Here is a 22,018-nt window from a genome sequence, read left to right on the forward strand (position 1 = left end):
CCTTGCTGCCCGGTCAGGGCGCGAGCGCCTCAATGCCGGAATCGGTATCCTCGGCGATCAGCATGGCCGTGATTTCCTGCGGCGGCACCGGACGGCTGAACAGGTAGCCCTGGATCTCGTCGCAGCCGTGCTGCTGCAAGAAACTGCGCTGCTGTTCCGTCTCCACCCCTTCCGCGATGACACGCATATCGAGCTGGTGCGACAGCGAAATAATGGCGCAGGTGATGGCCTGGTCGTCCGAACTGCCGGCCAGGTCGCGCACGAAGGACTGGTCGATCTTCAGGCGGCTGATCGGGAAGGACTTGAGCGCCGCCAGACTGGAATAGCCGGTGCCGAAATCGTCGATCGCCAGCGCGATGCCCATCGCTTCCAGCTGGCGCATTTTCTCGACCGATTTCCCGACGTCGCGCATGATCATGCTTTCCGTGAGCTCCAGCTCCAGCCATTGCGGCGACAGGCCGCTCCACTCCAAGGCCTCGGCAACGCGTTCGACCAGGCGCGGATCGTCGAACTGGCGCGCCGACACATTGACCGACACCACCATCGGCGGCAAGCCGGCATCGAGCCAGGCGCAGGCCTGGCGGCAGGCTTCACGCAAGGCCCATTCGCCGATCGGGATGATCAGGCCGTTCTCTTCCGCCAGCGGAATGAACTGGGCCGGCGACACCAGGCCGCGCTGCGGATGCTGCCAGCGCAGCAAAGCTTCGACACCGAACATGCGGCCCGATGCCAGGCTCACCTTGGGCTGGTAGGCCAGGAACAACTGCTGCTCTTCCAGGGCCTTGCGCAAGCCCTCCGTCAGCGCCAGCTTCTCTTCCAGGCCCGCGTTCATTTCATGGTCGTAGAACTGGCAATTGTTCTTGCCGCTCTCCTTGGCGCGGTACATGGCCGCGTCGGCGTGCAACATCAGCGTGTCCGAATCCTGGCCATCGCGCGGATAGACGGCAACACCGATCGAGCAGCTCACCTGCATCTTCTGGCCTTCCAGCTCGATCGGCCGCACCACCGCCGCCAGGATCTTGTCCAGCACCGGGGCCAGGACCTGCGGATCCTCGTTCACATGCGGCAGCACCAGCACGAACTCGTCGCCGCCGAAGCGGCCCACGGTATCGTCGCGTCGCACGCAGCGAACCATGCGGCCGGCCACTTCCTTGAGCAGTTCATCGCCGGCATTGTGGCCCAGCGTATCGTTCACCAGCTTGAAGCTATCCAGATCGATAAAAGCCACCAGCACGGACTCCTGGGTGCGCTCGGCGTGCGCGATGGCTTGCTCCAGGCGGCTGCATGTGAGGCTACGATTGGGCAGGCCGGTCAGCGTGTCGTGATGGGCCATGTGGTAAATGCGTTCCTCGGCGCGCTTGCGCTCGGAGATGTCGCGCAGGATGGCCACCACGCCGCCTTCGACGCCGACCACCTGCCAGTGCAGCCAATCCGCATGCAATTGCGGCACCATATTCGGCCCTTCTTCCTGGTGCACGCCGCCGTTCTGCGTGACAAGCACAAGGCGCTCGAACATGCCGTTATGGCGTGCCGACGGCATCCAGTTGCACAGCGTCTGAGCGCGCAGTTCGCTGCGCGTACGGCCGGTCAGCTGTTCGGCGCGCGAATTGACGGCGCTGAATTTGAAGTCGGTGATCACGCCTTCCTTGTTGCGGATTGCGCGCAGCACAAAGAAGGAATCCATATTCGATTCCGACGCGGCGGCATAGGTTTCCTGGGCGCGGCGGATACGGCGGCGCGCCTTGGCGCCCTGCCACACGCAGGCCCAGACCAGCGCCGCCAGCAGGATCAGGACCGCCGTGGCGATGCTGGCGTCCAGCAGCAGCTGGCGGCGCTGCGCCGCGAAGCCGGTCATCTGCTCGTCTTCCGCCAGGCCAACCAGCGCGCTCAGGTGCAGGCCCGCCATCTGGCGCACGGCCGTATAGCGTTTGACGCCGTCGCCGATACTGGCCACCGGCGTCGAACGCGGTGTTTGCAGCGCCGTCATGTCGAGCTGCTGGCCGAATGATTGCTTGTCGCCCACGCGCAGTGCACGCACCACGCCATCGTCGCCGACCAGGCCAAGCATTCCGTGTTCGCCCAGGCGGCTGCGCTCATAGCCGCTGGTGAAGTACGTCGGCTCCACTTCCACGATGGCCACGCCGGCGAATTCGCCGCGCGCATCTTCCAGCCGGCGCGTGAAGTGCAGGTGCCAGTCCAGGTTCGCCTGATCGCGCATCGCGCGCGAAATGAAGGTATAGCTGCTGCGGTGCTCCTGATGGAAGCGGAAATACTCCTGCGTGCCGACATTGATCGGCCGCGCCACCGGATTGCTGGCCACCGTGTCGCCCTGGGCATCGACGATGCTGACGACAAAGACCAGGCCGGAAGGCAGCAAGCCGTGCGACTGCAGCTCGGGCAGCGCGCCCAGCGGCCCCTCGCGTTCGGCGCTGTACTTCAGCATCTGCAAAGTCTGTTCGATACCGTTGACGCTGCGCGCCACCTGCGCCTCATAGGTGGCGATCAGTTCCTTGGACGAATCCGACGCCAGTTGGCGGGCGGCCGCCTCCTCGCTGTCGATGAAATGCAGCGTAGTCGCCCACACCACCGCCAGCAGGACAATGGTGAACAGGGGCAGGGAGACCTGCGTCTCCAGGCACATTCTGAGCCAGCGCTTCATATCAGTGCACCACCAGGACAGGACGCACGCTCGCATCGAGCGCGCTGCGTTCGATATAGCCGATCAAGGTCGGATTATCGGCCACCAGCTTACGCACCGCCTGGCTGTTGGGCAGCTCGCGCGGAGGCTGGCCGCGGCCGGTAAAGACCTTCTTGGTCCAGTAAGCCTTCATCAACGCCGGCGTACGGTTGGTGACCTTCAGGTAAAACTCGTCGCGCATCGGGGAACCGATCGGCAAATCGAGCGCCACCGCTTCTCCGCCGTCCGGGAAACGGGTTGCCTCGGAAAGAAAAATATCGGCCACCTGCTCGGCGCGCAGCGACGTGATAGGACTGCGCGCCGACACCACCACCACCAGTTCGGCAGCGGCGGCGGTTCCGGCAAACAGCCCCAATAACAGGCAAAAGAGGAGTTTCCTGATCATCTCAAGCTCCCCGTCAGAATACGAAGTCCAGCGAAGCGCTCAGCACGCCGAAGCTGCGGCCGTAACGGTAGCCTGGCTGGATATTTTCCAGCGTACCGCTGGTGCCGCCGTGCGGGCGCACATGATCGAATTGCAGCTTGAGTGCAGTATTGCTGGCCGCATCCCAGCGCACACCGATGCTGGTGCTGTCCTGCACTGCGATCATGCTCAGAAGGCCATTCAGTTCGGCATTCAGGCGCTGCGCGGCCTGCAGATAAGGCGGCTGCAGTTTGGACAAATCCAGCCCGTCGGCACGGGTGGGCGTATTGGCCGCCACCTTGCTGAAAGTGGCATAGGGCGTGAAGGTGCCAAGGCGGTAACCGCCGCTGATGTAGCCGGCCGTCTTGTCGCCCAGGAAGGAACGCGCATTGATCCGGCCGATCTCGCCCATCACAAACCAGTTGCCCGGATCGTAGGACGCGCCAATGCTCAATACCGTGGCCTGCTTGCGGTCCGTTTCATAACGGCGGGCCACAACCTCGCCCTGCGGGCCGAATTGGCGAAAACCCGTGAAAAGGTCATCCGCCAGTTTCATCTCCAGCTCGCCCTTGATGGCAGAGGCGCGCACGGTCAAGGCGCCAACGGTGCTGGTGTTGGAAATACCGGCCAGCTTGTGCGCCTCGGCACGGCGCGTATCGGACAGGCGCAGCTCCGTACCGCCATACAGCACCTGCGTGGTGTTCTTCACGGCGCCGGCATTCCAGCGGTAGCTGGCGTCCACGCCGTCGTTATTGCTGATCGGGAGCGCGCCATACAATTCGACCGGGGTCCGCACCCAGGTCAGCGCATAGCTGGCCTTGCGGTAATCGCCGGACAGAAACAACGGCAAGGCGATGCGGCCGAAACGCAGGCTCAATTCAGGCGTCACCTGGTATTGCACATTTGCCCACTCGATCACCGGCTTCCACGAATGCGTGAGATTGCGTTCCGCCACCACCTGCAGCACGGCCGACCAGTGGCCGCCGTTGTAAGAAAGCTGCGAGCCGACGCGGCTATCCACACCAAAGCTCCAATCGTTCGAAGCGCCGGCAGCACCAGGGTTCAGGGGGGTGGCCGAAAAGTCGGCCTGCTTCTCGCTCGAATGAACGGCGCTCAACGTGCCAAAGCCGCCGAAAGTCCAGGCCCCCTCCTGGTCCTGGGCACCCGCATGCGCCGCAGACTGCATCAGCAGCGTTGCGGCAAGGGCGAACAGGAAAGGCGTCTGGTGCAGCTTTGGCATAATGGCACTCTTGGCAAGAAACGTCGGCAATAAAATAGCGCCGCCTGCCGTGAGGGCTTGCGTGCGCGATGACTGTGGAAATGGGCGGAACGGGCGGTCGAGACGCCACCCTTGGAGTTGCCACACTTTATAGCAGCAAGCCTAAACTGTCGAGAAGTTTCCCTAGAGTACCGTTTCTATCTATTTAGTAATATTCAAAGCTGTAATAAAAGCAAAGGAAACAAGGACATGCAGCAAGTTTCATGCGGCACCCTGGTGTTGAACGCCGCCCGCCAGGTGCTGCTATGCCACGTCACAGGCACCGCCAGCTGGGACATCCCCAAAGGCCTGCAGGATGAAGGCGAAACCCCGCTGGAATCGGCGCGGCGCGAACTGTTCGAAGAAGCGGGCCTCGACTTCGACGCCGGGCGTTTTGAAGATCTGGGTGAATTCAGCTACCGCCCCGACAAGCGCCTGCACCTGTTCAAAGTGGAAACCGGCGACGACTTGTGCAGCCTGGACCACCTGCGCTGCACCAGCTTCTTCCCGCACCAGCGCACCGGCGAACCAACGCCGGAAGCGGACGGCTTCCGCTGGGCTTCGCGCGACGAACTCAGTTCCCTGTGCTGGCCGCGCATGGCGTCGCGGCTCCTGTCCATCGACTGGTGATCAAGCGCCGCCGGACACGCGCAGCGTCGTGCCGGTGACGTAGCGCGCCGCAGGCGACAGCAGCCACACCGCCGCCTCCGCAATTTCATCGGGCTCACCCACGCGCAGCATCGGAATGCGCGCCGCTACACGCGCCGGCCGGCCAGCATCGCCGGACGTTGCGTGGATATCGGTCTGCGTCGTGCCAGGCGCCACCCCGCACACGCGGATGCCCTCCGCCGCCACTTCCTTACCCAAGCCCATGGTGAAGGTATCGACCGCCGCCTTGCTGGCCGCATAAGTCACATACTCATTCGGGCTACCCGCCGTCGCGGCGGTGGAACTGATATTGACGATCACCCCGCCCTGCCCGTGCGCGCGGAATGCCGCCATGGCGCGGCGGCTGGCCTGCATCAGGCCCAGGACATTGGTACGGAACACCTGCTCCACGACAGCGGGACCGGTCTCGGTGAATGTGCGCAATCCGCCCGTGATGCCGGCATTGTTCACCAGGCCGGACACCGGACCAAGTTCGCGTTCGACAGTGGCGAAGAGGCGCTCAATATCCTCATCGCGCGCCACATCGGCCTGCACCGCCAGTGCCCGGCCGCCAGCCGCTTGAATAGCCGCCACCACACGCGCCGCCGCATCGGCATCGCGCAGGTAATTCACCGCCACCGTCCAGCCATCCGCCGCCGCACGGCGGGCGATAGCAGCGCCAATGCCCCGGCTGGCGCCTGTCACGATCAAGATTTTTTCCATAAGTTTGATTTGGGTTGAATAAGACACCATCATTTCCCAAGATTCTAGAGCCAAAAGTCGGGGTCAGGTCTGTCATTCGGACACGCGCACTGCTTCTTTGATAAATATCAAGACGCTGGATCGTTATTCAGTATCTTTGTTTCAAATGGCAGAGTCGTTCTCGTTGCCGCCATTGACCGATGTGCACCAGACTTTGCATCGGGCATCACGCACACAGCCTTTTCTCGTACCGAAGCACCTTTTCAAAGCAAACGCCACGGCGATTGCCAACAATTAGATCCATTGGATCAGAAACAATAAATTTTCGATGAGCGAGTTCGCGAGTAAATCAATGGGTTTTCCGGAACGTGCGTGCATGGGGAAGTGCGTTGCGACAGGAGAAAAGGATGCAAGTAAACCCGCAATTGATCTGCGTCATGGATTCCCCGCCCTCGCCAAGCGAAACTGGCGGAATTGACAAGGAGACCGCCATGCAACGCCTAGAGTGGAGCCCACTGTTGGAAACCGGAGTGGCCGAAATGGATGCATCCCACCGCTCCCTGCTGCAAGCCATCCACGCAACCATCGACGCGGACGATAGTTCGCTGAGCATCCGCATCGCCGAACTGCTCAACATCCTCGCCTTGGATTTCGCGGAAGAGGAAGCCTTGATGGACCAGCTGTATTACCCCACCGACCACGAACACCGCGCCGCCCACCGGCGCGCGCTTGCCGCACTTCAGCACGCCCTGCCGGTCGCCCAGGAAAACCCGGCTGGCGCACGCATTTTGCTCGAACGCCTGCCGCGCTGGTTCCTCGGCCACCTGAGCGCCATGGATTTGCCGCTGGCCGTCGCCGTGGAAAACACCAGCCATCCCCACAGCCAACCCTCGCGCGCCAAGCTGCGCCAGCAACTGTCGCAGCTGTTACAGGAACAACGATCCATCTGAATTCAAGATACATCACATCTAAATATATTGGCTTCCGGAATAGGTCAGTGCGGCATAACATGCCTCCATCAACAACACATTCCTTGAAGGAGCCATACCATGAACAAGCAGACCAACACTTCCGCCCTGCCGCTGGCCGCCCGCATCCTGATGGCCGCGATCTTCGTCCTGAGCGGCATCGGCAAGATCGCCAATCCGGCCGGCACCATGGGCTATATCAGCGCAATGGGCCTGCCCTTCCCCGAACTGGGGCTGGCGGCGGCCATCGGCATCGAAGTAGTCGGCGGCTTGCTGCTGCTGGCAGGCCTGTACACCCGTCCTGTCGCATTGGCGCTGGCTGCGTTCTCCGTCGTCACCGGCGTGATCTTCCATAGCGCGATTGCTGACCAGAACCAGATGATCCACCTGATGAAGAACTTCGCGATGGCCGGCGGCCTGCTGCAGATTGCCGCATTCGGCGCCGGTAGCCTGAGCCTCGACGCCCGCCGCACCCCGTCCGCCCTGCGCGCCGCGTAAGCGGTTGCGGCGATGTGGCGGGACACTTTAGACTGCAGCACCTGAAGGAGAACCCGAAAAATGTTCCGCCACATCCTGATCCCAAGCGACGGTTCCGCCGCTTCCCAACTTGCAGTCAATGCCGCCCTGCGCATGGCCCGCGAAAGCGGCGCCCGTGTCACGGCGGTTCACGTGCTTCCGGAAGAGCCGGCGCTGGCCAGCACCGCGGAGACGCCGGAAGAAAATTCAATCCTGGCCGATATCGCACGCCAGGCCGCCACGCTTCACGTCGACTGTACGACATTGGAAGTGCATGCGGACCAGCCGCACGCCGCCATTATCGCCACCGCCCTGCAGCGCGGCTGCGACCTGATCGCCATGGCATCGCGCGGCCGCAGCGGCCTGGCCAGCCTGATGCTGGGGAGCCAGACGCAGAAGGTACTCACGCACAGCAAGATTCCAGTGCTGGTATTCCGTGAAGGTTGATTAATGCGGGCGTGAACGCAGGTCGTCGAGAATTGGCACGATGGCCAGCAACAGCAACACGGCCGCCAACGGCAAGGTCGCCCCAAAGCCGACCAGCTTGAAGCCGAATGCGCCCGCCAGCGCGCCGATAAAGAAGGACAATAGCAGCGCACCGAGAATGCGCATGCGCCTCCAGTCCGCTGCCACGCGCGGGACGGCCTGGCTGTCCCGGTTCCAGTAAAGCGCTTTGCCCGCCTCGATTCCCAGGTCGGTGACGATGCCGGTCATATGGGTGGTGCGGATTTCGGCGTTGGACAATTTGGTGATCACCGCGTTCTGCAAGCCCATCATGAAGCACAGCAGGGTCACCGTGGCCGGCAGCACGATCACGTCGATCGCCTGCAGGCGCGCGCCCATGACGCCGAACGCCAGCAACAATACCGCTTCAAGCAGCAGCGGCAGGGCGAACTCGCTGTGAAGCTGGCGGCGGCGGGCAAAATTGACCATGATGGCGCAGCAGGCGGCGCCGGCCAGAAAGGCCAGGAAGGCACCGGCGCAGTCAAGGGCCGCGTCAAAGGCGCCCAGTGCAATGTCATCGGCGGCCGACGACACAATGCCCGTCATATGGGAGGTGTACTGCTTGACGGCGAGGAAGCCGCCAGCATTGGCCGCCCCGGCCACGAAGGCCAGGGCGATGCCGAGGTGGCGATTAGCCTGGGCGGCGCGCTGCCGCCCGGTGAGGCGTCTTACATAATTGATCGGCATTCGTCCCCGGCATGGCTTGGACCTGTTACAGGTAAGCGCTGACGTCAGGACGGGTAGCCAGCGCCTGCTGTACCACCTGCACCACGAACTCACGATCGGCGCCGCGCAGTGGCTGGCGTGGACGGCGTACGTTTTCGTTGCCGACGCCGACCAGTGCTTCCACCAGTTTCAGATTTTGCACCAGCTTGGTCGAAACGTCGAGGTGCAGCAGCGGCATGAACCACTGATACAGTTTCAGGGCTTCAGCCAGGCGGCCGGCCTTGACCAGGTTGTACAGTGCCACAGTCTCTTTCGGGAAGGCGACCACCAGGCCGGCCAGCAGGCCATCGGCGCCGAGCGCCAAACCTTCGAAGGCCAGGTCGTCCACGCCCATGAAGATGGCGTAGCGGTTGCCCACGGCATTGCGCAGGTCGGTCACGCGGCGGATGTTGTCGGTCGATTCCTTGATCGCTTCCAGCTCTTCGCAGTCCGACAGCTCCTTGAAGTCGGCCGGGGTCAGGTCGACCTTGTAGGTGACCGGGTTGTTGTACACCATGATCGGCAGCTTGGCGGCTTTGGCGATCACGCGCAGGTTGGCCTTGGCTTCATAGGCGTCGGCCGCGTACAGCACGGAAGGCATCACCATGAAGCCGTCCACGCCCAGGTCACGCGCTTCCTGCACATAGCGCTCGGCGTTGGCGGTGCGGGTTTCGCTGACGTTGGCCAGCACCGGGACGCGGCCGTTGGCCACCTTGACGGCGGTCCTGGCGACGGCCAGCTTCTCTTCGAACGACAGGGTGCTCGCTTCGCCCAGGGAACCGCAGGTGACCAGGCCGTGGCAGCCGCTGTCGATCATGAAGGAGAAGTGCTTCTCCATTTCCGCGTGATCCAGCTCCTCATTCGCGTGGAATTTGGTGGTTACTGCGGGGAAGATGCCTTCCCATTTGATTGCTGCCATTTCAAGTCTCCTTGTGAAGTTCGAGGGTGATAATGCTGCCGGCACGGGCCGGCGAGATCGGTGTACGCACGGCGTCCGGACGCCATCCATACAGGAAATCGGTTGCGTTGCCGCAGATGCGGCCCTGGCAGGGCCCCATGCCGCAGCGCGTGTGCAGCTTGGCGCTGCGCCAGCTTGGCTGCTGGCGCAATTCGTCGTGGCAGACGTCCTCGCAGCGGCAGACAATGGTGTCGGGCTGCACCAGCGCGCGCAGCGCGTCGCGCGGTGCGAAAGCGCGCGCCAGCCTGGAGGCGAAGCCGCGCCATTTGTCGCGCGCCGCAAAATAGGCCAGGGCCTCGTTTGTATGGCCGCTTGCGGCCAGGCCGGCGATGTGGCCTTCCACCAGGGCCAGGTCGACGCCGCCGACGCCGGTACCTTCCCCGGCGCACAGCACATTGGCGACGCTGGTGTGCTGCCAAGGATCCGTTTTCACCGCGCCCTGTTCGATCTCGCAGCCCAGCGCACGCGCCAATTCAGTGTTCGGCAGGAGGCCGTAGCCGCAGGCCAGATAGTCGCAGTCGATATCCAGCTTGTCGCCGGCGCGCTGTACCTGGACAGACAATAATTGCGCCTGGCCGCGCGCCATCGTGACGTAGCTGTTGGTGTAGTAAGGAATGCCGCGCAAGCCCGCTGCCAGGCCCACCGCCTGCATCGCCTTCGACGGAGTCAACGCCAGGCCTGCGGCAAAGCGCGCCAGTGCAGGCATGGCCGCCTGTTCAACGATCGCCGCGACAATGGCGCCGCGCTCCTTCAGCGTTGCGGCCACGGCCAGCAACAGTGGGCCGGTGCCGGCGACGACAACGCGCTTGCCTTGCACGGGGTAGCCGCCCTTCGCCAGCGCTTGCAGGCCACCGGCGCCGGTCACGCCGGGCAACGTCCAGCCGGGGAATGGCAGCAGCAATTCGCGTGCGCCGGTTGCCAGGATCAATTGCTTGTAGCGCAAAGTGCGCGCCTGCCGGGCGTCCTGCACCAGCAATTCGCCAGGCTGGGTTTGCATCAGCACGCGGGTACCCTGCAGAATGCTGACGTTACCGGCGTCCTCCAGCGCGTGCCATAGCTGGCGGGCTCGCTGGTCCTTTTGCTTGGCCGGAGCGCCGCGCCAGATCTGGCCGCCGGCCAGCGGGTTATCGTCGACGATGGCGACTTGCTGCGTTCCACCCTGCGCCGCGGCATGCGCCGCCGCCAGTCCGGCCGGCCCTGCGCCGACCACCAGGATGTCGAAAGAGTCCTTCATGCCGCAGCTCCAGTGATGACGTCCATGCCGGGCTGGCAAAGCGCTTGGCAGGACAGCACATGCGCCCGGCCATTGATCGTTACACGGCATTCCTGGCAAACGCCCATGCCGCACAAGGGCGCGCGCAATTGCCCGCTGACCGAGCGGCGCGTGACAGCCGCGGCGGCGATGGCAATGGCGGCGGCGACCGTGGTGCCCGCTGCGACGCTGATGCTGCGTCCATCGATACTCAGCTTGATCGCTTCAGCCATAAGCCCTCCCCTGCGCTTCAAAGCGGTTCGGCAAGTAGGGGCGCGCATCGATGCCGGCTTTCGCGCCGGCCATTTGCGCTGCCAGCAATTCCGCCGTCGCAAGCGACGTCGTGATGCCCAGGCCCTCGTGACCGGTCGCCAGCCACACATTGCGGCGAGAAAGATCCGGCCCGATCAAGGGCAGGCCATCGGGCGTTGCCGCCCGCAGCCCGGTCCAGCAGCGCAGCACGTTCAGGCCGGCCAGCGCCGGTGCGTATTCCACCGCACGCTTCAGCATGCGCGCCATCATGGAAGGCTCGGCTTCCAGGTCGGTCGTATCGAACTGGCGCGAAGAACCGATCAGGATCTGGCCGGTCGGGCGCGGCTGCAGGTTGAACGCCACCGATTCGCCGTCCGACGCGTGAGCGCTCTTGATATACCCCAATTCCACCAGCTGGTGCCGGATAAAGTTCGGGTAGCGGTCGGTGATCATGACGTGGCCTTTCTTCGGCCGCAGCGGCAATTCGGGCGCCAACGCCAGGCAACGCGTGCCTGCCGCCAGGACGATCTGTCCGGCGCCCAGGCGCGAACCGTCGGCCAACAGGACAGCGCCCTCTTCCAATGTGACGACCTCGCCCATCACCAGCGTCGCACCGCGCGCAACAGCGCGGGCCAGCAAAATGCGCGCGCTCTTGGGCGGATATACCAGCCCGTCGCCCTGCACCAGCAGGCCCCCGGCAAGGCCGGGACGCAGCTGGGGCTCCAGCTGGTACATCTCTTGCGCGCCGATCACGCCGCATTCCAGCCCATGGGCCGACATGGTGGCAGCCTTGGCGCGCGCCGCTTCCAGTTCTTCATCATCCGCCGCCACCCAGATGGTGCCGCAGCGGCTATATTCGTGGCGCCGAGGCTGGCCTTCGACCAGATCCTTCCACAGCGCCAGCGAGTGGGAGCTCAAGGCCAATTCGGCCGCGTTGTCGTCCATCGCCACCAGGTGGCCCATGCCGGCCGCCGTCGCACCGCTGCCGACGGCATCGCGCTCGACGATGGTCACGCGCATGCCGCAGGCCGACAGGGCATCGGCGCAAGCTGCGCCAATCATCCCCGCGCCGACGATCAGGACGTCCGGTTTCATGCTCAACGAATGCCCCAGACAAATGGATCGCTCTGGTCCAGCACCAGGGTCGAGGTGGCGTTCACCCAGGCCTTGCCGCGGATGCTAGGCAGCACACGTTCGCCGTCGCGGCGGTACCTGCCTTCAAATACGCTGCCGACGATGCTTTCCTGGCGCCATACCTCGCCTTCGGCCAGCTTGCCGTCGGCCGCCAGGCAGGCCAGCTTGGCGCTGGTGCCGGTGCCGCACGGCGAGCGGTCGTAAGCATTGCCGGGGCACAGCACGAAGTTCTGGCTGTCGCCGGCGCCGCTGCGGGAATCGGCAAACAGTTCGATGTGGTCGATCAGGGCGCCGTTATCGCCGGTGATGCCCTGCGCTTCCAGCGCATCCTTGATGGCGGCGGTGTAATTCGACAGCTCGCGCACATTGGCGAGGTCGAGCTGGCGCCCATGATCGGATACCAGGAAGAACCAGTTGCCGCCCCAGGCAATGTCGCCCCGCACCACGCCATACGCCGGCACTTCGACCGGTACGGCAGCAGCTTTGCGCCACGACGGCACATTATTGACCGTCACGCTGCCGTCTTCATGCAGCTCAGCCTCCACCACGCCGACCGGCGTGTCGATGCGGTGCACGCCCGCGCTCAGGCGCCCCATAAACGCCAACGAAGCCACCAGCCCGATGGTACCGTGGCCGCACATGCCGAGGTAGCCGACATTATTGAAGAAGATGACGCCTGCGGCACAATCCGGCGCGTGCGGTTCACACAACAATGCACCCACCAGCACGTCCGAGCCGCGCGGTTCGCACACCACGCCGGAACGGAAACCATCGTGTTCGCTGCGGAAGCGCTCCAGGCGCTCATTCAGGGGGCCGCTGCCCAGGTCGGGGCCGCCGTCTATCACCAGGCGGGTCGGTTCGCCGCCGGTGTGGGAATCGATAATGGCTATGGTTTTCATGCTTCACATCTTATGCCTAAGCGCTTCCTCCGTCTTGCATTGCCGGCACATTGAAGGTGACGAAATCTGCATAGTCATGTAAGAATTAACATATTCACCGGGAGGACCCATGCCAGCAAACCTGTTAAATACCTTAGCGCGCAGCGATCTAGGCGCCAGGATCGATGACGTCTTCTTCGCGGAGCCCCTGTTCGACGCCTTGCCGGACGTGGTGTTCTTTATAAAGGACCGCGACGGACGCTATGTGGTGGTCAACCAGGCCCTGGTCCGGCGCTGCGGGATGAAGGATAAGGCCGGCCTGCTGGGCAAGACGGCAAATGAGGTATTTGCCGCGCCACTAGGCCAGCGCTTCCAGGCCCAGGACCAGTCGGTGCTCGATGGAGGCGTGCAGATCGAAGACCAGCTGGAACTGCACCTTTACCCCAACCGCGATCCCGGCTGGTGCCTGACGCAAAAACGCCCCCTGCGCGACGCCCGTGGCGCCATCGTCGGCCTGGCCGGGGTGTCCCGCGACCTGGCGATGGCGGACAACAAAAACCCGGCCTATCACAAGGTGGCGGACGCTGTGCGATTGATCCATGAGAAGTTCGGCGAGACGTTGACGCTGCCGCAGCTGGCGCGCACCGCCAATATGTCGGTGGCCCAGATCGAACGCTACTTCGAACGCATCTTCCATCTCACCCCACGCCAGATGATCATCAAAACGCGCCTGGAAGCCGCCTCGCGCATGCTGGCCGGCGATGCCAGCGTGTCGGACATCGCGCAGGCTTGCGGCTACGCCGACCACAGCGCCTTCACCCGGCAGTTCCGCGCCACGGTCGGCGTAACGCCCAGCGAATACCGCGTGCTGCTGCGAGAAGGCTAGCTTGATGGCCCGCACATCCAGTGGGCGCTTTCGGTGAAACGCATCCAGCATCAAGCGATGCCGTTGCGGCCGAACTCACGGTAAGCGGGACGTTCCAGAAGCAGTTCAACGTAAGCTTCGATTGCCGCAAAGCGAGGATGCCCAATGGGCGTCATCAGCCAGCGGTTCAGCGAGAGACCCAGCACAATATCGGCCACGGTGAACTGACCGCCGACGGCAAAAGGACCGCCGTCGGCAAGGTGGCGGTCAAGAATGCCAACGTTGCGGTTCCAGGCATCCGCGCTGGCCGCGACCTGCCCGGAATCCGCGAAGGCGGGGCTTTGCCGCACCAGCGCCATGAAGGCGTAGCGCCAGGAAGCGTTCAAGTCGGTCGCCTGCCAGTCCATCCACTGTTCGACGCGGGCCCGGGCTTGCGGCTCGGCCGGCAAGAGATCATCGCGCCCGGCCTTGCCGCACAGGTAGCGGCAGATACTGTTCGACTCCCAGAGCACGAAATCGCCGTCGACCAGCACCGGCACCAGTCCGTTGGGATTCAGCGCAGCGTGTTCCGGCTGCCATTCAAGGCGCTCATACGGCAAGCCGGTTTCGGCCAGGGTCCAAAGTACTTTGCGTACATTGATCGACGTCGTTTTTCCAATGAGTTTCAGCATGTCATGCCCCAGAGTGGTCTGCGCGGATTCTAGCATCGGCTCCAGGCCCAAACTTGACCCATGTCATGGCCCGCAGCCCCTGGGGGGACGAGACTGCACGCATCAATCTCCCTGGAGTCATTCATGTACAAGCACATTCTCTTCCCCACGGACGGATCGCCAGCATCGAGCGAAGCACTGCATTGCGCAATCAGGTTCGCGCAGGAAGCTGGCGCGCGCGTCACGGCCTTGCACGTGATTCCGGACTTCCACATTTTCACTTACCATCCGGACATGCTGGAAGAGACGCGTGGGGTCTACCTAAAGGACAGCGAAGTCCACTCGGCATCGGTCCTCGATGAAGTAGCCGAGGCGGCCAACGATTACAACGTTCCATGCGATGTGGTGCAGCGGCGCTCGGACCAGCCGTTTGAAGTCATCGTCGCCACCGCGCTCGATTATGGCTGCGACCTGATTGCGATGGCGAGCCATGGCTACAAAGGCGTGCGCGGCATGCTGCTCGGGAGCGAAACGCATCGCGTGCTCCCTAACACACCTGTGCCGGTACTGGTATTCCGTCCGCAATAAACTGACGTTAAATCACCACAAACCGCGCCATCAAGGCCAAGAGATTTATGACGTCCCCGTCACACTACTTCATCGAATTTGGACAAAAGGATCATTTTGTCCAAATCAGGACATTTCAAACCGGTTTATAAACGGATCGTCTTAATCCCCAAGGTTTTCCGAATTTGTCCGTCTCTCCGCGCTGCTGCATATTCTCGCCAACTATCACTGCACGGGGAAAAACCATGACTTTCGCTTTACGCAAACTGGCGCTGGCAGCCGCTCTCGCGGCCATCGGCGCCGCCCAGGCATCCACCGCCGACCACCAGGAATTCGAAGCCACGCTGCACGCGCCTTACCGCGCCGCCGCCGGCGCCAATGAAGCGCGCAGCTTCACCCTCGAGTTCAGCTTCCCGCACACCCTGTCCGCGCAATCGGTCAGCTGGGTGCTCGAAGTCGTCGCGCCGAACGGCAGCGTGGTGGAACGCTGGGCCGGCGTTGAACGCCTGCAGGACAAGCCGGTGACCGTCAACGTCGACTGGGCCGGCCGCAACCGCCGTAACGCCCTGCCGAACGGCATCTACAAGGCGCGCCTGCGTGCCATGACCGAAAACGCCGGCGGCAGCATCGCTTCCGGCACCGACGCCGTGGTGCGCCGCGTGAACGGCTTCAAGGGCGACGTCGAAGTCCAGGAATGGGACATCGCCGTCGGCCAGCAGCAACAGTTGCAAGCCAAGGCGGCAGCTGCGCCAATGGCGATGATGGCGGCGGCGCCGGCCACCCTGCCGTACACCGTCTACTTCGGCAACATGCACAGCCAGACCAACCACAGCGACGGCGGCGGCAACCTGTCCAGCTGCACCGGCGCGCAAAACCCGCAATCGGCGGCTTACGGCCCGACCGATGCCTTCAACTTCGCCAAGTCGCACGGCCTGGATTTCCTGATGGCGTCCGAACATAACCACATGTACGACGGTTCGGATTCCACCAACACCTCCGCCAACCCGGCCACCGCCAAGGCGCTGTACCAGTCCGGCCTGAGCGAGGCGGCCAACTTCAACGCCGCCAACCCGAACTTCCTGGCGATCTACGGCCTGGAATGGGGCGTCATCAACAATGGCGGCCATATGAACATCCTCAACTCGACCGAGTTGCTGGGCTGGGAGAGCAACAGCTCCGGCCAGCTGATCGCCGATACCTACACCGCCAAGAACGACTACGCCGGCCTGTACACCCTGATGCGCCAGCGCGGCTGGCTGGGCCAGTTCAACCATCCGTCGTCGAGCGGCCAGTTCCTGGTCAACGGCGTCGCGCTCGGCTACACCGCGGACGGCGACGAGGCCATGGCCTTGTGCGAAGTGATGAATACTTCGGCCTTCTCGACCAACACCACCGAGACCGAAACCAGCCGCAGCAACTATGAAGGCGCGTGCAAAAAGGCGCTGGAAGCGGGCTACCACGTTGCCTTCAGCACCGACCAGGACAACCACTGCGCGAACTGGGGCGCCTCCTACACCAACCGCACCGGCGTGCTGATTCCGAACGGCACCCCGCTGGGCAGCGCCGCCTTCATGGACGCCATCCGCGCCCGCCGCGTGTTCGCCACCATGGACAAGACATCGCAGCTGGTGTTGACCGCCAACGGCCACATGATGGGCGAGCGCTTCACCAACAACGGCGCGCTGAATCTGGTAGCGGATTTCAGCAGCACCAGCGGCAAGACCGTGTCGACCGTGGAAGTCTATGAAGGCGTACCGGGCCGCAACGGCACCGTGACCCTGCTGTCCAACACCGCCAACACCACCATTACCCCAGCCGACGGCGCCCACTTCTACTACGCCAAAGTCACCCAAAACGACGGCAATATCCTGTGGTCGGCGCCGGTGTGGGTGACCCAGGGCGGCGGTGGCGGCGATACCACGGCACCAGCCGTCAGCGCCTCCAGCAGCGGCACCAGCGGCACCGTCACCTTCAATGCCACCGCGAGCGACGACGTCGGCGTGACCAAGGTCGAGTTCTACGTGGACGGCGCGCTGAAAGCCACCGATACCGCTTCGCCATGGACCTACGCCTTCAACTCCAGCGCCGTTGCCAACGGCAGCCACGTTCTGACCGCCAAGGCTTATGACGCGGCCGGCAACAGCACGCTGTCCGCACCGGTCAATTTCTCGGTCAACAACGCCACCGCGCAGCAGCTGCTGCAGAACAGCGGCTTTGAATCGGGCGCCACCGTCTGGAGCGCCAGCAGCGGCGTGATCACCAACGACGCCAGTGTTGCCGGCCACGGCGGCAACTGGAAGGCATGGCTGAACGGTTATGGCAGCGCGCACACCGACACCCTGTACCAGCAGGTGGCCATCCCTGCCAACGCCAGCAGCGCCACCCTGGGCTTCTGGCTGCAGATCCCGTCCGATGAAACCACCACCACCCAGGCTTACGACACGCTGAAAATCCAGGTGCGCAACAGCAGCGGCGCCGTGCTGTCCACGCTGGCAACCTACTCGAACCTGAACAAGGGCACCAGCTACGTGCAGCGCACCTTCGACCTGAGCGCCTACAAGGGCCAGACCGTGCGCATCTACTTCGAAGGCGTGGAAGGCTCCACGGTGGCGACGTCCTTTATCCTGGACGACATCACGCTGAACGTGCAGTAAGGCGTTTCAGTTGCGTATCTCGCGCAAGCCCTTGCCAAGCTTGCGCCGCAACAGCGTGCGCAAGGTCACGCCGTCGCGATACCCCACCTGCTCAGCGATGCGGTCGACGTTCTGGTCGCTGGTCTTGAGCAGGTGGACTGCGCGTTCGATGCGCAGGTCCTGCACATAATTCACGGGCGTCTTGCCCAGCACCTCCTGCAGGCGCCGCGCCAGCGTGCGCTTGCTGGTGGCCAGCGAAGCCGCCGCCGCCTCGAGATTGAATCCCTGCGCCAGGTTTTGCCTCACCCAGCGGTCGAATCCCGCCACCAGCGGGTCAGCATGCGCCAGGTGGTCCGAGATCACATAGGCCGACTGCGCCGGCCGCGTATCCACCACCAGGTAGCGCGCCACCATCGCCGCCAGGTCCGGGCTCGCCTGCCGGATCACGGCCAGCGACATGTCAAGGTGGCTGAGCGCCGCCCCCGCCGTCATGAACTGGCCGGACGCCACCACCATGCGCTGCGCGTCCAGGCGCACCAGTGGGTAACGCTGCCGGAACATGGGCGTCAGCCACCACGTCGTCGTCGCCTCCTGCCCATCGAGCAAACCGCTTTCCGCCAACACGAAGGTGCCGATGCAGGCGGCGGCAATACGCGCGCCGTCCCTTGCCAGCTCGCGCAGGGCATCGCCGGCGTCGGCCACCTCCGGCGTGCCCAGTGCCGCTTCCAGCGGGCCCGGCATCTTGTGGCCAATGGCTGGCAGGATCAGAAGGTCCGGCGCAGGCGCGCAAGCCAGCGATTTCACCGGCAACTGCATACCTTGGGCGCTGCGGACCGCTGGCCGCAAGCCTGCCAGCGTGACCTGGAATGAGGGCTGCGGCGCATCGAGCATGGGCGCCAGCTCATTGGCGGTGGTGAAGGCGTCCAGAACGGCCGAGAGCCCGGTGTCGAACACGCTTTCGAGAGCGAGCACGGTGATATTCATGGCGCGATTGATACCAAAGATGTCAATCTCGCCAATTTAACGGCATTCGAAGCGCCGGTAAAGTAGCTCCATCGCAGTTTCGCGATCAACCCAACAAGGAGAAAGCCATGATCAAGTACGCATTGTTCGCCCGTTTCGAAGCCAAACCGGGCAAGGAAGCCGCCGTTGCCGATTTCCTGCACACCGGCCTGGCGCTGGCCAAGCAGGAAGACGGCACCAAGTACTGGTTCGCACTGCGCCTTTCCGAACGCGTGTTCGGCGTGTTCGACGCCTTTGAAACGGAGCAAGCGCGCCAGGGCCACCTGAACGGCCCGATCGCGCAGGCCCTGATGGCGCAGGCGCCGGAGCTGTTCGCGGCGCCGCCCAGCATTGAACCGATCGAGGTGCTGGGCCTGAAAGCCGCGTAATTACTGGTCGTCCGAGGAGACGAAGTTGTACTTCTTCTTCAGCTCCTCCACTTCCGCCTTGTTGGATTGCATGAAGCGGCGGAATTCTTCAACGACCTTGGGATATTTGTGCGACGACAGGTACCACTGGCCGGAAGCATGCGGCAGGTCCGGGTCGTACACCACCGGTATCTGCGGAAGTTTGCGGATCCGCGTCCAGTAGTGGCGGGCGATACGGGTATTCATGTAGGCGCCCTCCACGCGGCGCATGATCAGCTTTTCATAGAGCGCATCGTAATCGGCGGTTTCCTCGATACGCAGGGCGCCGAGCGACATCAACTGCTGGTAAGGATAAGGGGTGAAACCGAGCGGGATGCCGAGGTTCTTCAAGCGGCCAACGCCGCGGCCCAGGTTTTCCGGCCGCACCAGCACCCCGTCGGTGAATTCCAATACCGGGGCATAGCTGATTTTCAGCTCCTTCTTCATCGCCACGACCCAGTTCGGATTGTCCGGGAAGGCCAGGTCGACCTGGCCATCGACGAACAGGTGGTCGCGCCGCTTCAGCGGATATATCTCATAAATGAAGGTGTAGCCCATCTGTTTGGCGAAGGCGTCGAGGATGTCCTTACCCAAGCCCCCGTACTGCCCGTTCTTCACCTCGGAATACGGCAGCCAGTTCTTGTAGTCTTCGACGCCTACGGCGAAGGTTTTCTTGTCGGCCGCCTGCGCGGCGCCCAGGAACAGCACTGCCGCCAACGGCACGGCCAACAAGGAATGCCCCATAGCAACCCTCCGTCACTCTAGCTGGTAGGCATAGATATTGACGACATTGAAGGTGGTGTCGGGCACGTACACGCGCCGGTCGCGCGCATAAATGAAGAACGGCATCCACACGCCGCCAACTTCGGGATACTTCTTGAATACAAGCTCCCCTGTCACGTATTCTAGCGTGTCCTCGCCAATGCGGAAGATCTTCAGCGCCCGGTTGACCAGATCGTTAACGATCAGGTGCCCTTCCTGGTCCACGCACAAGCTGGCCGGCAGGTAGAACTTGTCGGCATCCCGTGCCAGATCGTCGCAATAGCCCGCGCGGCCGTAGCTCCACAAGCTATTGCCTTCGCGGTCGAAAACGCGGATGCAGTTGTTGAACTGGTCGCACACGAAGACCCGGTCCTGGGCATCGATCGCCACGTCGCACGGGGCGAAACTGGCCAGCGGTTCGCCATCTTCCACCCACTGGAAGTTCTTGACGAAGGACACCATGCCGGACGGCTGCAGCTGCCACATGGAGATGCGGTTATTCAGCGAATCGGCGATATAGACTTCACCGTGGCAGTTCACTTCCAGGCCCTGCGGGGCTTTCAGCGTGCCATTACCGCCCAGCCCTTCGCGGCCGAACGGCAAGCCGTAATTCAGCAAATGGCCGCCGGGACCGAACTGGAACATCGATACGGTGCAGGCGTTGAAGTTGGTGACGAACACCAGCGGCGTGCCCGGGCAGATCTGCCCCAGCAGCGGCTGCGATGGGTAGTAAACCGCCATCGCCAGCCCGCCCGGCGTGAAGAAGCCGCGCATCATGTCCTGCAACTGGGCGATCGGATCGGCCGCCGTGTTGAAGGTCTTCATGCACCAGTTGCCGGAATCGATGTTGAAGGACGACGTGGCGGCGTGCGCCAGGGGATCCAGGCGCGCATGATGCTTGAGCTGGTCGTACCAGTACTGGTAGAGCTTCGCGGTGGCGGTGGCCCAATTGTCCAGCCAGTTCGTCTGCGGCAGGTGTCCGCTGCCCGTGCGTTTGGGATCGACACCGATCACCGCCGTCATGCAATTGAATTGCGACGTCGCCGTCTTGGACGTCTGGCTGTCGCGCCGGTGGCCGACGGCATCGAGCAGCACGGCGTTCTGGTCGCCGCCGTCGCGGTCGGGGGCGATGCGCATCTTCAGCACCGTCGAGGCAAACGGCTCGGTCACGTAATACACATTGGCGTCTGCCGCGGCGCAGATCTGGTAAGGGCCGACGAAGACCGCGTCTTCCAGGGCGCCGTAGACCAGGTCGGAAATCGAATGCATGGCCTGCGGCTTGTGGTTCCACAAGGGCAGCATGCCCTCCACCACCGTCAGCAGCTTGCCGTCGGTGTCGTACACGGTGATCGAGTCTTCCACCTGGCCCGGCACGAAGATGCGGTCGTTGATCACACAGACCGAGCGCATGACGTTGAACTTGCCGATGCCGGCCGGGTTGCCGAAGCTGTGCAGCAGCGACGTCTCGCCTGGACACTGCACGCGCTCGTCCTTGATCGGCCAGCTGGTGTCGATTTTCAGCACCTCGTAGTGGCCGGTATTGGCCAGGTAGATGTTGCCCCTGGAGTCGGACGCCAGGCCCTGCGGCCATAGCAGGTCGTGCACGCTATTGGCGTCGTCGATGGTGCGGAACTGCAGCACGAACTTGCCTTCCGGCGTGAACTTGACGCAGCGGCTGCGGTCATCGCCTGCCGTGTGGAAGAATTCATCGCACACGTAGACGAAATGCTGGCCGCCGGCTTCCTTCACGATGGTAATGCCGTTCGGGTCGCTCAAGGGACGGTAGCCCTTGCCGTTGATGCCGTCCGCCGCATCGCCGAACGCGAACTGGAAATCGATCGAATGTTCGTCGTACGCGAACACCACCACACGGCCGTTGCCCATGTCGGTGCAGTACATCAGGTCCTGCTCGGGGTGCGGACACAGATGGAAAGGCATCAGCAGACGGCGCGCCTGCTCGCTGCCCTCGCCCGGCGTATCGATCACGTGCAGCAGCGTATTCAAATCCGCCGTGAAGACCAGCAGGCGGCTGTTGCCGGTATCGCACACCCACACGTGGTCGTAGTGGTCGCGCGCGATGCCGACCGGGGAGTTCATGGTGAAGTCGTCAGGCAGTTCGCCGCGGGCCGTGGTGCCCGGCATGACGAGTTCACCGTAGTGCGTAACATGATGAAATTTGCTCATGGCCATCCCTGCCTGTTGTGGAGCATTCCAGTATCCCGGCTGCCGAACAAATAGGCAACATTGGCAGGAAAG

At 63.3% G+C, this 22,018-nt stretch carries 22 protein-coding genes; 8 read left to right on the top strand and 14 right to left on the bottom strand.

Going from position 1 to position 22,018, the window contains the following annotated elements:
* Nucleotides 1-13: 13 nt before the first annotated feature.
* From H597_RS31690 to H597_RS0119740, 3 genes are read right to left on the bottom strand one after another with little or no spacing between them, the layout of a single operon-like run.
* The gene (locus tag H597_RS31690) at nt 14-2,659 is read right to left on the bottom strand and encodes a bifunctional diguanylate cyclase/phosphodiesterase (protein ID WP_229632216.1); all 2,646 of its coding nucleotides are present in this window, start codon (nt 2,657-2,659) and stop codon (nt 14-16) included.
* A gap of 1 nt (nt 2,660) precedes the next feature.
* The gene (locus H597_RS0119735) at nt 2,661-3,083 is read right to left on the bottom strand and encodes a type 2 periplasmic-binding domain-containing protein (protein WP_028103646.1); all 423 of its coding nucleotides are present in this window, start codon (nt 3,081-3,083) and stop codon (nt 2,661-2,663) included.
* A gap of 13 nt (nt 3,084-3,096) precedes the next feature.
* Nucleotides 3,097-4,341, bottom strand: a complete 1,245-nt coding sequence (locus H597_RS0119740; RefSeq protein ID WP_035374787.1) for a hypothetical protein — start codon at nt 4,339-4,341, stop codon at nt 3,097-3,099.
* A gap of 228 nt (nt 4,342-4,569) precedes the next feature.
* Between H597_RS0119740 and H597_RS31695 the strand changes: the two genes are divergently transcribed.
* A complete protein-coding gene (locus H597_RS31695) occupies nt 4,570-4,989 on the top strand; it encodes an NUDIX hydrolase (protein ID WP_051293946.1) in 420 nt (139 codons plus the stop codon).
* Here H597_RS31695 and H597_RS0119750 read toward each other — a convergent pair whose 3' ends face one another.
* Nucleotides 4,990-5,730 (bottom strand): SDR family oxidoreductase, encoded by a 741-nt coding sequence (locus H597_RS0119750; RefSeq protein ID WP_028103648.1) that lies wholly within the window; start codon nt 5,728-5,730, stop codon nt 4,990-4,992.
* Nucleotides 5,731-6,200: 470 nt separating this feature from the next.
* Here H597_RS0119750 and H597_RS0119755 point away from each other — a divergent pair, with 470 nt between their 5' ends.
* The 3 genes from H597_RS0119755 to H597_RS0119765 all read left to right on the top strand — a co-directional run bounded on the left by H597_RS0119755 (nt 6,201) and on the right by H597_RS0119765 (nt 7,640).
* A complete protein-coding gene (locus tag H597_RS0119755; RefSeq protein ID WP_161630627.1) occupies nt 6,201-6,659 on the top strand; it encodes a hemerythrin domain-containing protein in 459 nt (152 codons plus the stop codon).
* 99 nt (nt 6,660-6,758) lie between these two features.
* Nucleotides 6,759-7,175, top strand: a complete 417-nt coding sequence (locus H597_RS31700) for a DoxX family protein (RefSeq protein WP_035374788.1) — start codon at nt 6,759-6,761, stop codon at nt 7,173-7,175.
* A 60-nt stretch (nt 7,176-7,235) separates the two neighbouring features.
* The gene (locus H597_RS0119765) at nt 7,236-7,640 is read left to right on the top strand and encodes a universal stress protein (RefSeq protein ID WP_028103650.1); all 405 of its coding nucleotides are present in this window, start codon (nt 7,236-7,238) and stop codon (nt 7,638-7,640) included.
* Here the strand turns inward: H597_RS0119765 and H597_RS0119770 are convergent, their stop codons facing one another.
* Genes H597_RS0119770 through H597_RS0119795 form a run of 6 tightly spaced genes read right to left on the bottom strand, consistent with a single transcriptional unit; the run spans nt 7,641 to nt 12,897 of the window.
* Nucleotides 7,641-8,384 (bottom strand): YoaK family protein, encoded by a 744-nt coding sequence (locus H597_RS0119770; protein WP_028103651.1) that lies wholly within the window; start codon nt 8,382-8,384, stop codon nt 7,641-7,643.
* Between the two features lie 25 nt (nt 8,385-8,409).
* A complete protein-coding gene (locus H597_RS0119775) occupies nt 8,410-9,321 on the bottom strand; it encodes a dihydrodipicolinate synthase family protein (protein ID WP_028103652.1) in 912 nt (303 codons plus the stop codon).
* 1 nt (nt 9,322) lies between these two features.
* A complete protein-coding gene (locus tag H597_RS0119780) occupies nt 9,323-10,594 on the bottom strand; it encodes an NAD(P)/FAD-dependent oxidoreductase (RefSeq protein WP_028103653.1) in 1,272 nt (423 codons plus the stop codon).
* Nucleotides 10,591-10,845, bottom strand: a complete 255-nt coding sequence (locus H597_RS0119785) for a 2Fe-2S iron-sulfur cluster-binding protein (RefSeq protein ID WP_028103654.1) — start codon at nt 10,843-10,845, stop codon at nt 10,591-10,593. The genes H597_RS0119780 and H597_RS0119785 overlap by 4 nt, the downstream gene beginning before the upstream one ends.
* A complete protein-coding gene (locus H597_RS0119790) occupies nt 10,838-11,959 on the bottom strand; it encodes an NAD(P)/FAD-dependent oxidoreductase (RefSeq protein WP_035374790.1) in 1,122 nt (373 codons plus the stop codon). Before H597_RS0119790 ends, H597_RS0119785 begins: the two co-directional genes overlap by 8 nt.
* Before the next feature lie 2 nt (nt 11,960-11,961).
* Nucleotides 11,962-12,897, bottom strand: a complete 936-nt coding sequence (locus H597_RS0119795) for a 4-hydroxyproline epimerase (RefSeq protein WP_028103656.1) — start codon at nt 12,895-12,897, stop codon at nt 11,962-11,964.
* A 109-nt stretch (nt 12,898-13,006) separates the two neighbouring features.
* On the opposite strand from H597_RS0119795, the gene H597_RS0119800 reads away from it, so the two are divergent.
* The gene (locus H597_RS0119800) at nt 13,007-13,762 is read left to right on the top strand and encodes an AraC family transcriptional regulator (protein ID WP_028103657.1); all 756 of its coding nucleotides are present in this window, start codon (nt 13,007-13,009) and stop codon (nt 13,760-13,762) included.
* 50 nt (nt 13,763-13,812) lie between these two features.
* Here H597_RS0119800 and H597_RS0119805 read toward each other — a convergent pair whose 3' ends face one another.
* Nucleotides 13,813-14,412 carry a glutathione S-transferase family protein gene (locus H597_RS0119805; RefSeq protein ID WP_028103658.1) on the bottom strand — a complete coding sequence of 200 codons (600 nt, stop codon included), beginning with the start codon at nt 14,410-14,412 and terminating at the stop codon, nt 13,813-13,815.
* A 123-nt stretch (nt 14,413-14,535) separates the two neighbouring features.
* Between H597_RS0119805 and H597_RS0119810 the strand changes: the two genes are divergently transcribed.
* Entirely contained in the window at nt 14,536-14,979 is a 444-nt protein-coding gene (locus H597_RS0119810) for a universal stress protein (protein WP_028103659.1), read from the top strand.
* Nucleotides 14,980-15,203: 224 nt separating this feature from the next.
* Complete coding sequence (locus tag H597_RS0119815; RefSeq protein ID WP_028103660.1) at nt 15,204-17,612, top strand: CehA/McbA family metallohydrolase; 2,409 nt, start codon at nt 15,204-15,206, stop codon at nt 17,610-17,612.
* A gap of 6 nt (nt 17,613-17,618) precedes the next feature.
* Here the strand turns inward: H597_RS0119815 and H597_RS0119820 are convergent, their stop codons facing one another.
* A complete protein-coding gene (locus H597_RS0119820) occupies nt 17,619-18,575 on the bottom strand; it encodes a GlxA family transcriptional regulator (protein WP_028103661.1) in 957 nt (318 codons plus the stop codon).
* 107 nt (nt 18,576-18,682) lie between these two features.
* On the opposite strand from H597_RS0119820, the gene H597_RS0119825 reads away from it, so the two are divergent.
* Entirely contained in the window at nt 18,683-18,982 is a 300-nt protein-coding gene (locus H597_RS0119825; protein ID WP_028103662.1) for a putative quinol monooxygenase, read from the top strand.
* On the opposite strand, the gene H597_RS0119830 is transcribed toward H597_RS0119825, so the two are convergent.
* Nucleotides 18,983-19,744, bottom strand: coding sequence for a substrate-binding periplasmic protein (locus H597_RS0119830; protein WP_028103663.1), 762 nt, complete (start codon nt 19,742-19,744; stop codon nt 18,983-18,985).
* A gap of 12 nt (nt 19,745-19,756) precedes the next feature.
* Entirely contained in the window at nt 19,757-21,946 is a 2,190-nt protein-coding gene (locus H597_RS0119835; protein ID WP_154668182.1) for an NHL repeat-containing protein, read from the bottom strand.
* Nucleotides 21,947-22,018: the final 72 nt, after the last annotated feature.

The organism is Pseudoduganella violaceinigra DSM 15887 (assembly GCF_000425385.1).
In the GTDB taxonomy this organism is placed as follows: domain Bacteria; phylum Pseudomonadota; class Gammaproteobacteria; order Burkholderiales; family Burkholderiaceae_D; genus Rugamonas; species Rugamonas violaceinigra.

Coding starts and splice junctions, on each gene's coding strand:
- H597_RS31695 (WP_051293946.1), top strand. CDS start 4,570: ATGCAGCAAGTTTCATGCGGCACCCTGGTGTTGAACGCCGCCCGCCAG.
- H597_RS0119785 (WP_028103654.1), bottom strand. CDS start 10,845: ATGGCTGAAGCGATCAAGCTGAGTATCGATGGACGCAGCATCAGCGTC.
- H597_RS0119750 (WP_028103648.1), bottom strand. CDS start 5,730: ATGGAAAAAATCTTGATCGTGACAGGCGCCAGCCGGGGCATTGGCGCT.
- H597_RS0119830 (WP_028103663.1), bottom strand. CDS start 19,744: ATGGGGCATTCCTTGTTGGCCGTGCCGTTGGCGGCAGTGCTGTTCCTG.
- H597_RS0119755 (WP_161630627.1), top strand. CDS start 6,201: ATGCAACGCCTAGAGTGGAGCCCACTGTTGGAAACCGGAGTGGCCGAA.
- H597_RS0119815 (WP_028103660.1), top strand. CDS start 15,204: ATGACTTTCGCTTTACGCAAACTGGCGCTGGCAGCCGCTCTCGCGGCC.
- H597_RS0119770 (WP_028103651.1), bottom strand. CDS start 8,384: ATGCCGATCAATTATGTAAGACGCCTCACCGGGCGGCAGCGCGCCGCC.
- H597_RS0119800 (WP_028103657.1), top strand. CDS start 13,007: ATGCCAGCAAACCTGTTAAATACCTTAGCGCGCAGCGATCTAGGCGCC.
- H597_RS0119810 (WP_028103659.1), top strand. CDS start 14,536: ATGTACAAGCACATTCTCTTCCCCACGGACGGATCGCCAGCATCGAGC.
- H597_RS0119825 (WP_028103662.1), top strand. CDS start 18,683: ATGATCAAGTACGCATTGTTCGCCCGTTTCGAAGCCAAACCGGGCAAG.
- H597_RS0119805 (WP_028103658.1), bottom strand. CDS start 14,412: ATGCTGAAACTCATTGGAAAAACGACGTCGATCAATGTACGCAAAGTA.
- H597_RS0119775 (WP_028103652.1), bottom strand. CDS start 9,321: ATGGCAGCAATCAAATGGGAAGGCATCTTCCCCGCAGTAACCACCAAA.
- H597_RS0119780 (WP_028103653.1), bottom strand. CDS start 10,594: ATGAAGGACTCTTTCGACATCCTGGTGGTCGGCGCAGGGCCGGCCGGA.
- H597_RS0119795 (WP_028103656.1), bottom strand. CDS start 12,897: ATGAAAACCATAGCCATTATCGATTCCCACACCGGCGGCGAACCGACC.
- H597_RS31690 (WP_229632216.1), bottom strand. CDS start 2,659: ATGAAGCGCTGGCTCAGAATGTGCCTGGAGACGCAGGTCTCCCTGCCC.
- H597_RS0119835 (WP_154668182.1), bottom strand. CDS start 21,946: ATGAGCAAATTTCATCATGTTACGCACTACGGTGAACTCGTCATGCCG.
- H597_RS0119820 (WP_028103661.1), bottom strand. CDS start 18,575: ATGAATATCACCGTGCTCGCTCTCGAAAGCGTGTTCGACACCGGGCTC.
- H597_RS0119765 (WP_028103650.1), top strand. CDS start 7,236: ATGTTCCGCCACATCCTGATCCCAAGCGACGGTTCCGCCGCTTCCCAA.
- H597_RS0119790 (WP_035374790.1), bottom strand. CDS start 11,959: ATGAAACCGGACGTCCTGATCGTCGGCGCGGGGATGATTGGCGCAGCT.
- H597_RS0119740 (WP_035374787.1), bottom strand. CDS start 4,341: ATGCCAAAGCTGCACCAGACGCCTTTCCTGTTCGCCCTTGCCGCAACG.
- H597_RS0119735 (WP_028103646.1), bottom strand. CDS start 3,083: ATGATCAGGAAACTCCTCTTTTGCCTGTTATTGGGGCTGTTTGCCGGA.
- H597_RS31700 (WP_035374788.1), top strand. CDS start 6,759: ATGAACAAGCAGACCAACACTTCCGCCCTGCCGCTGGCCGCCCGCATC.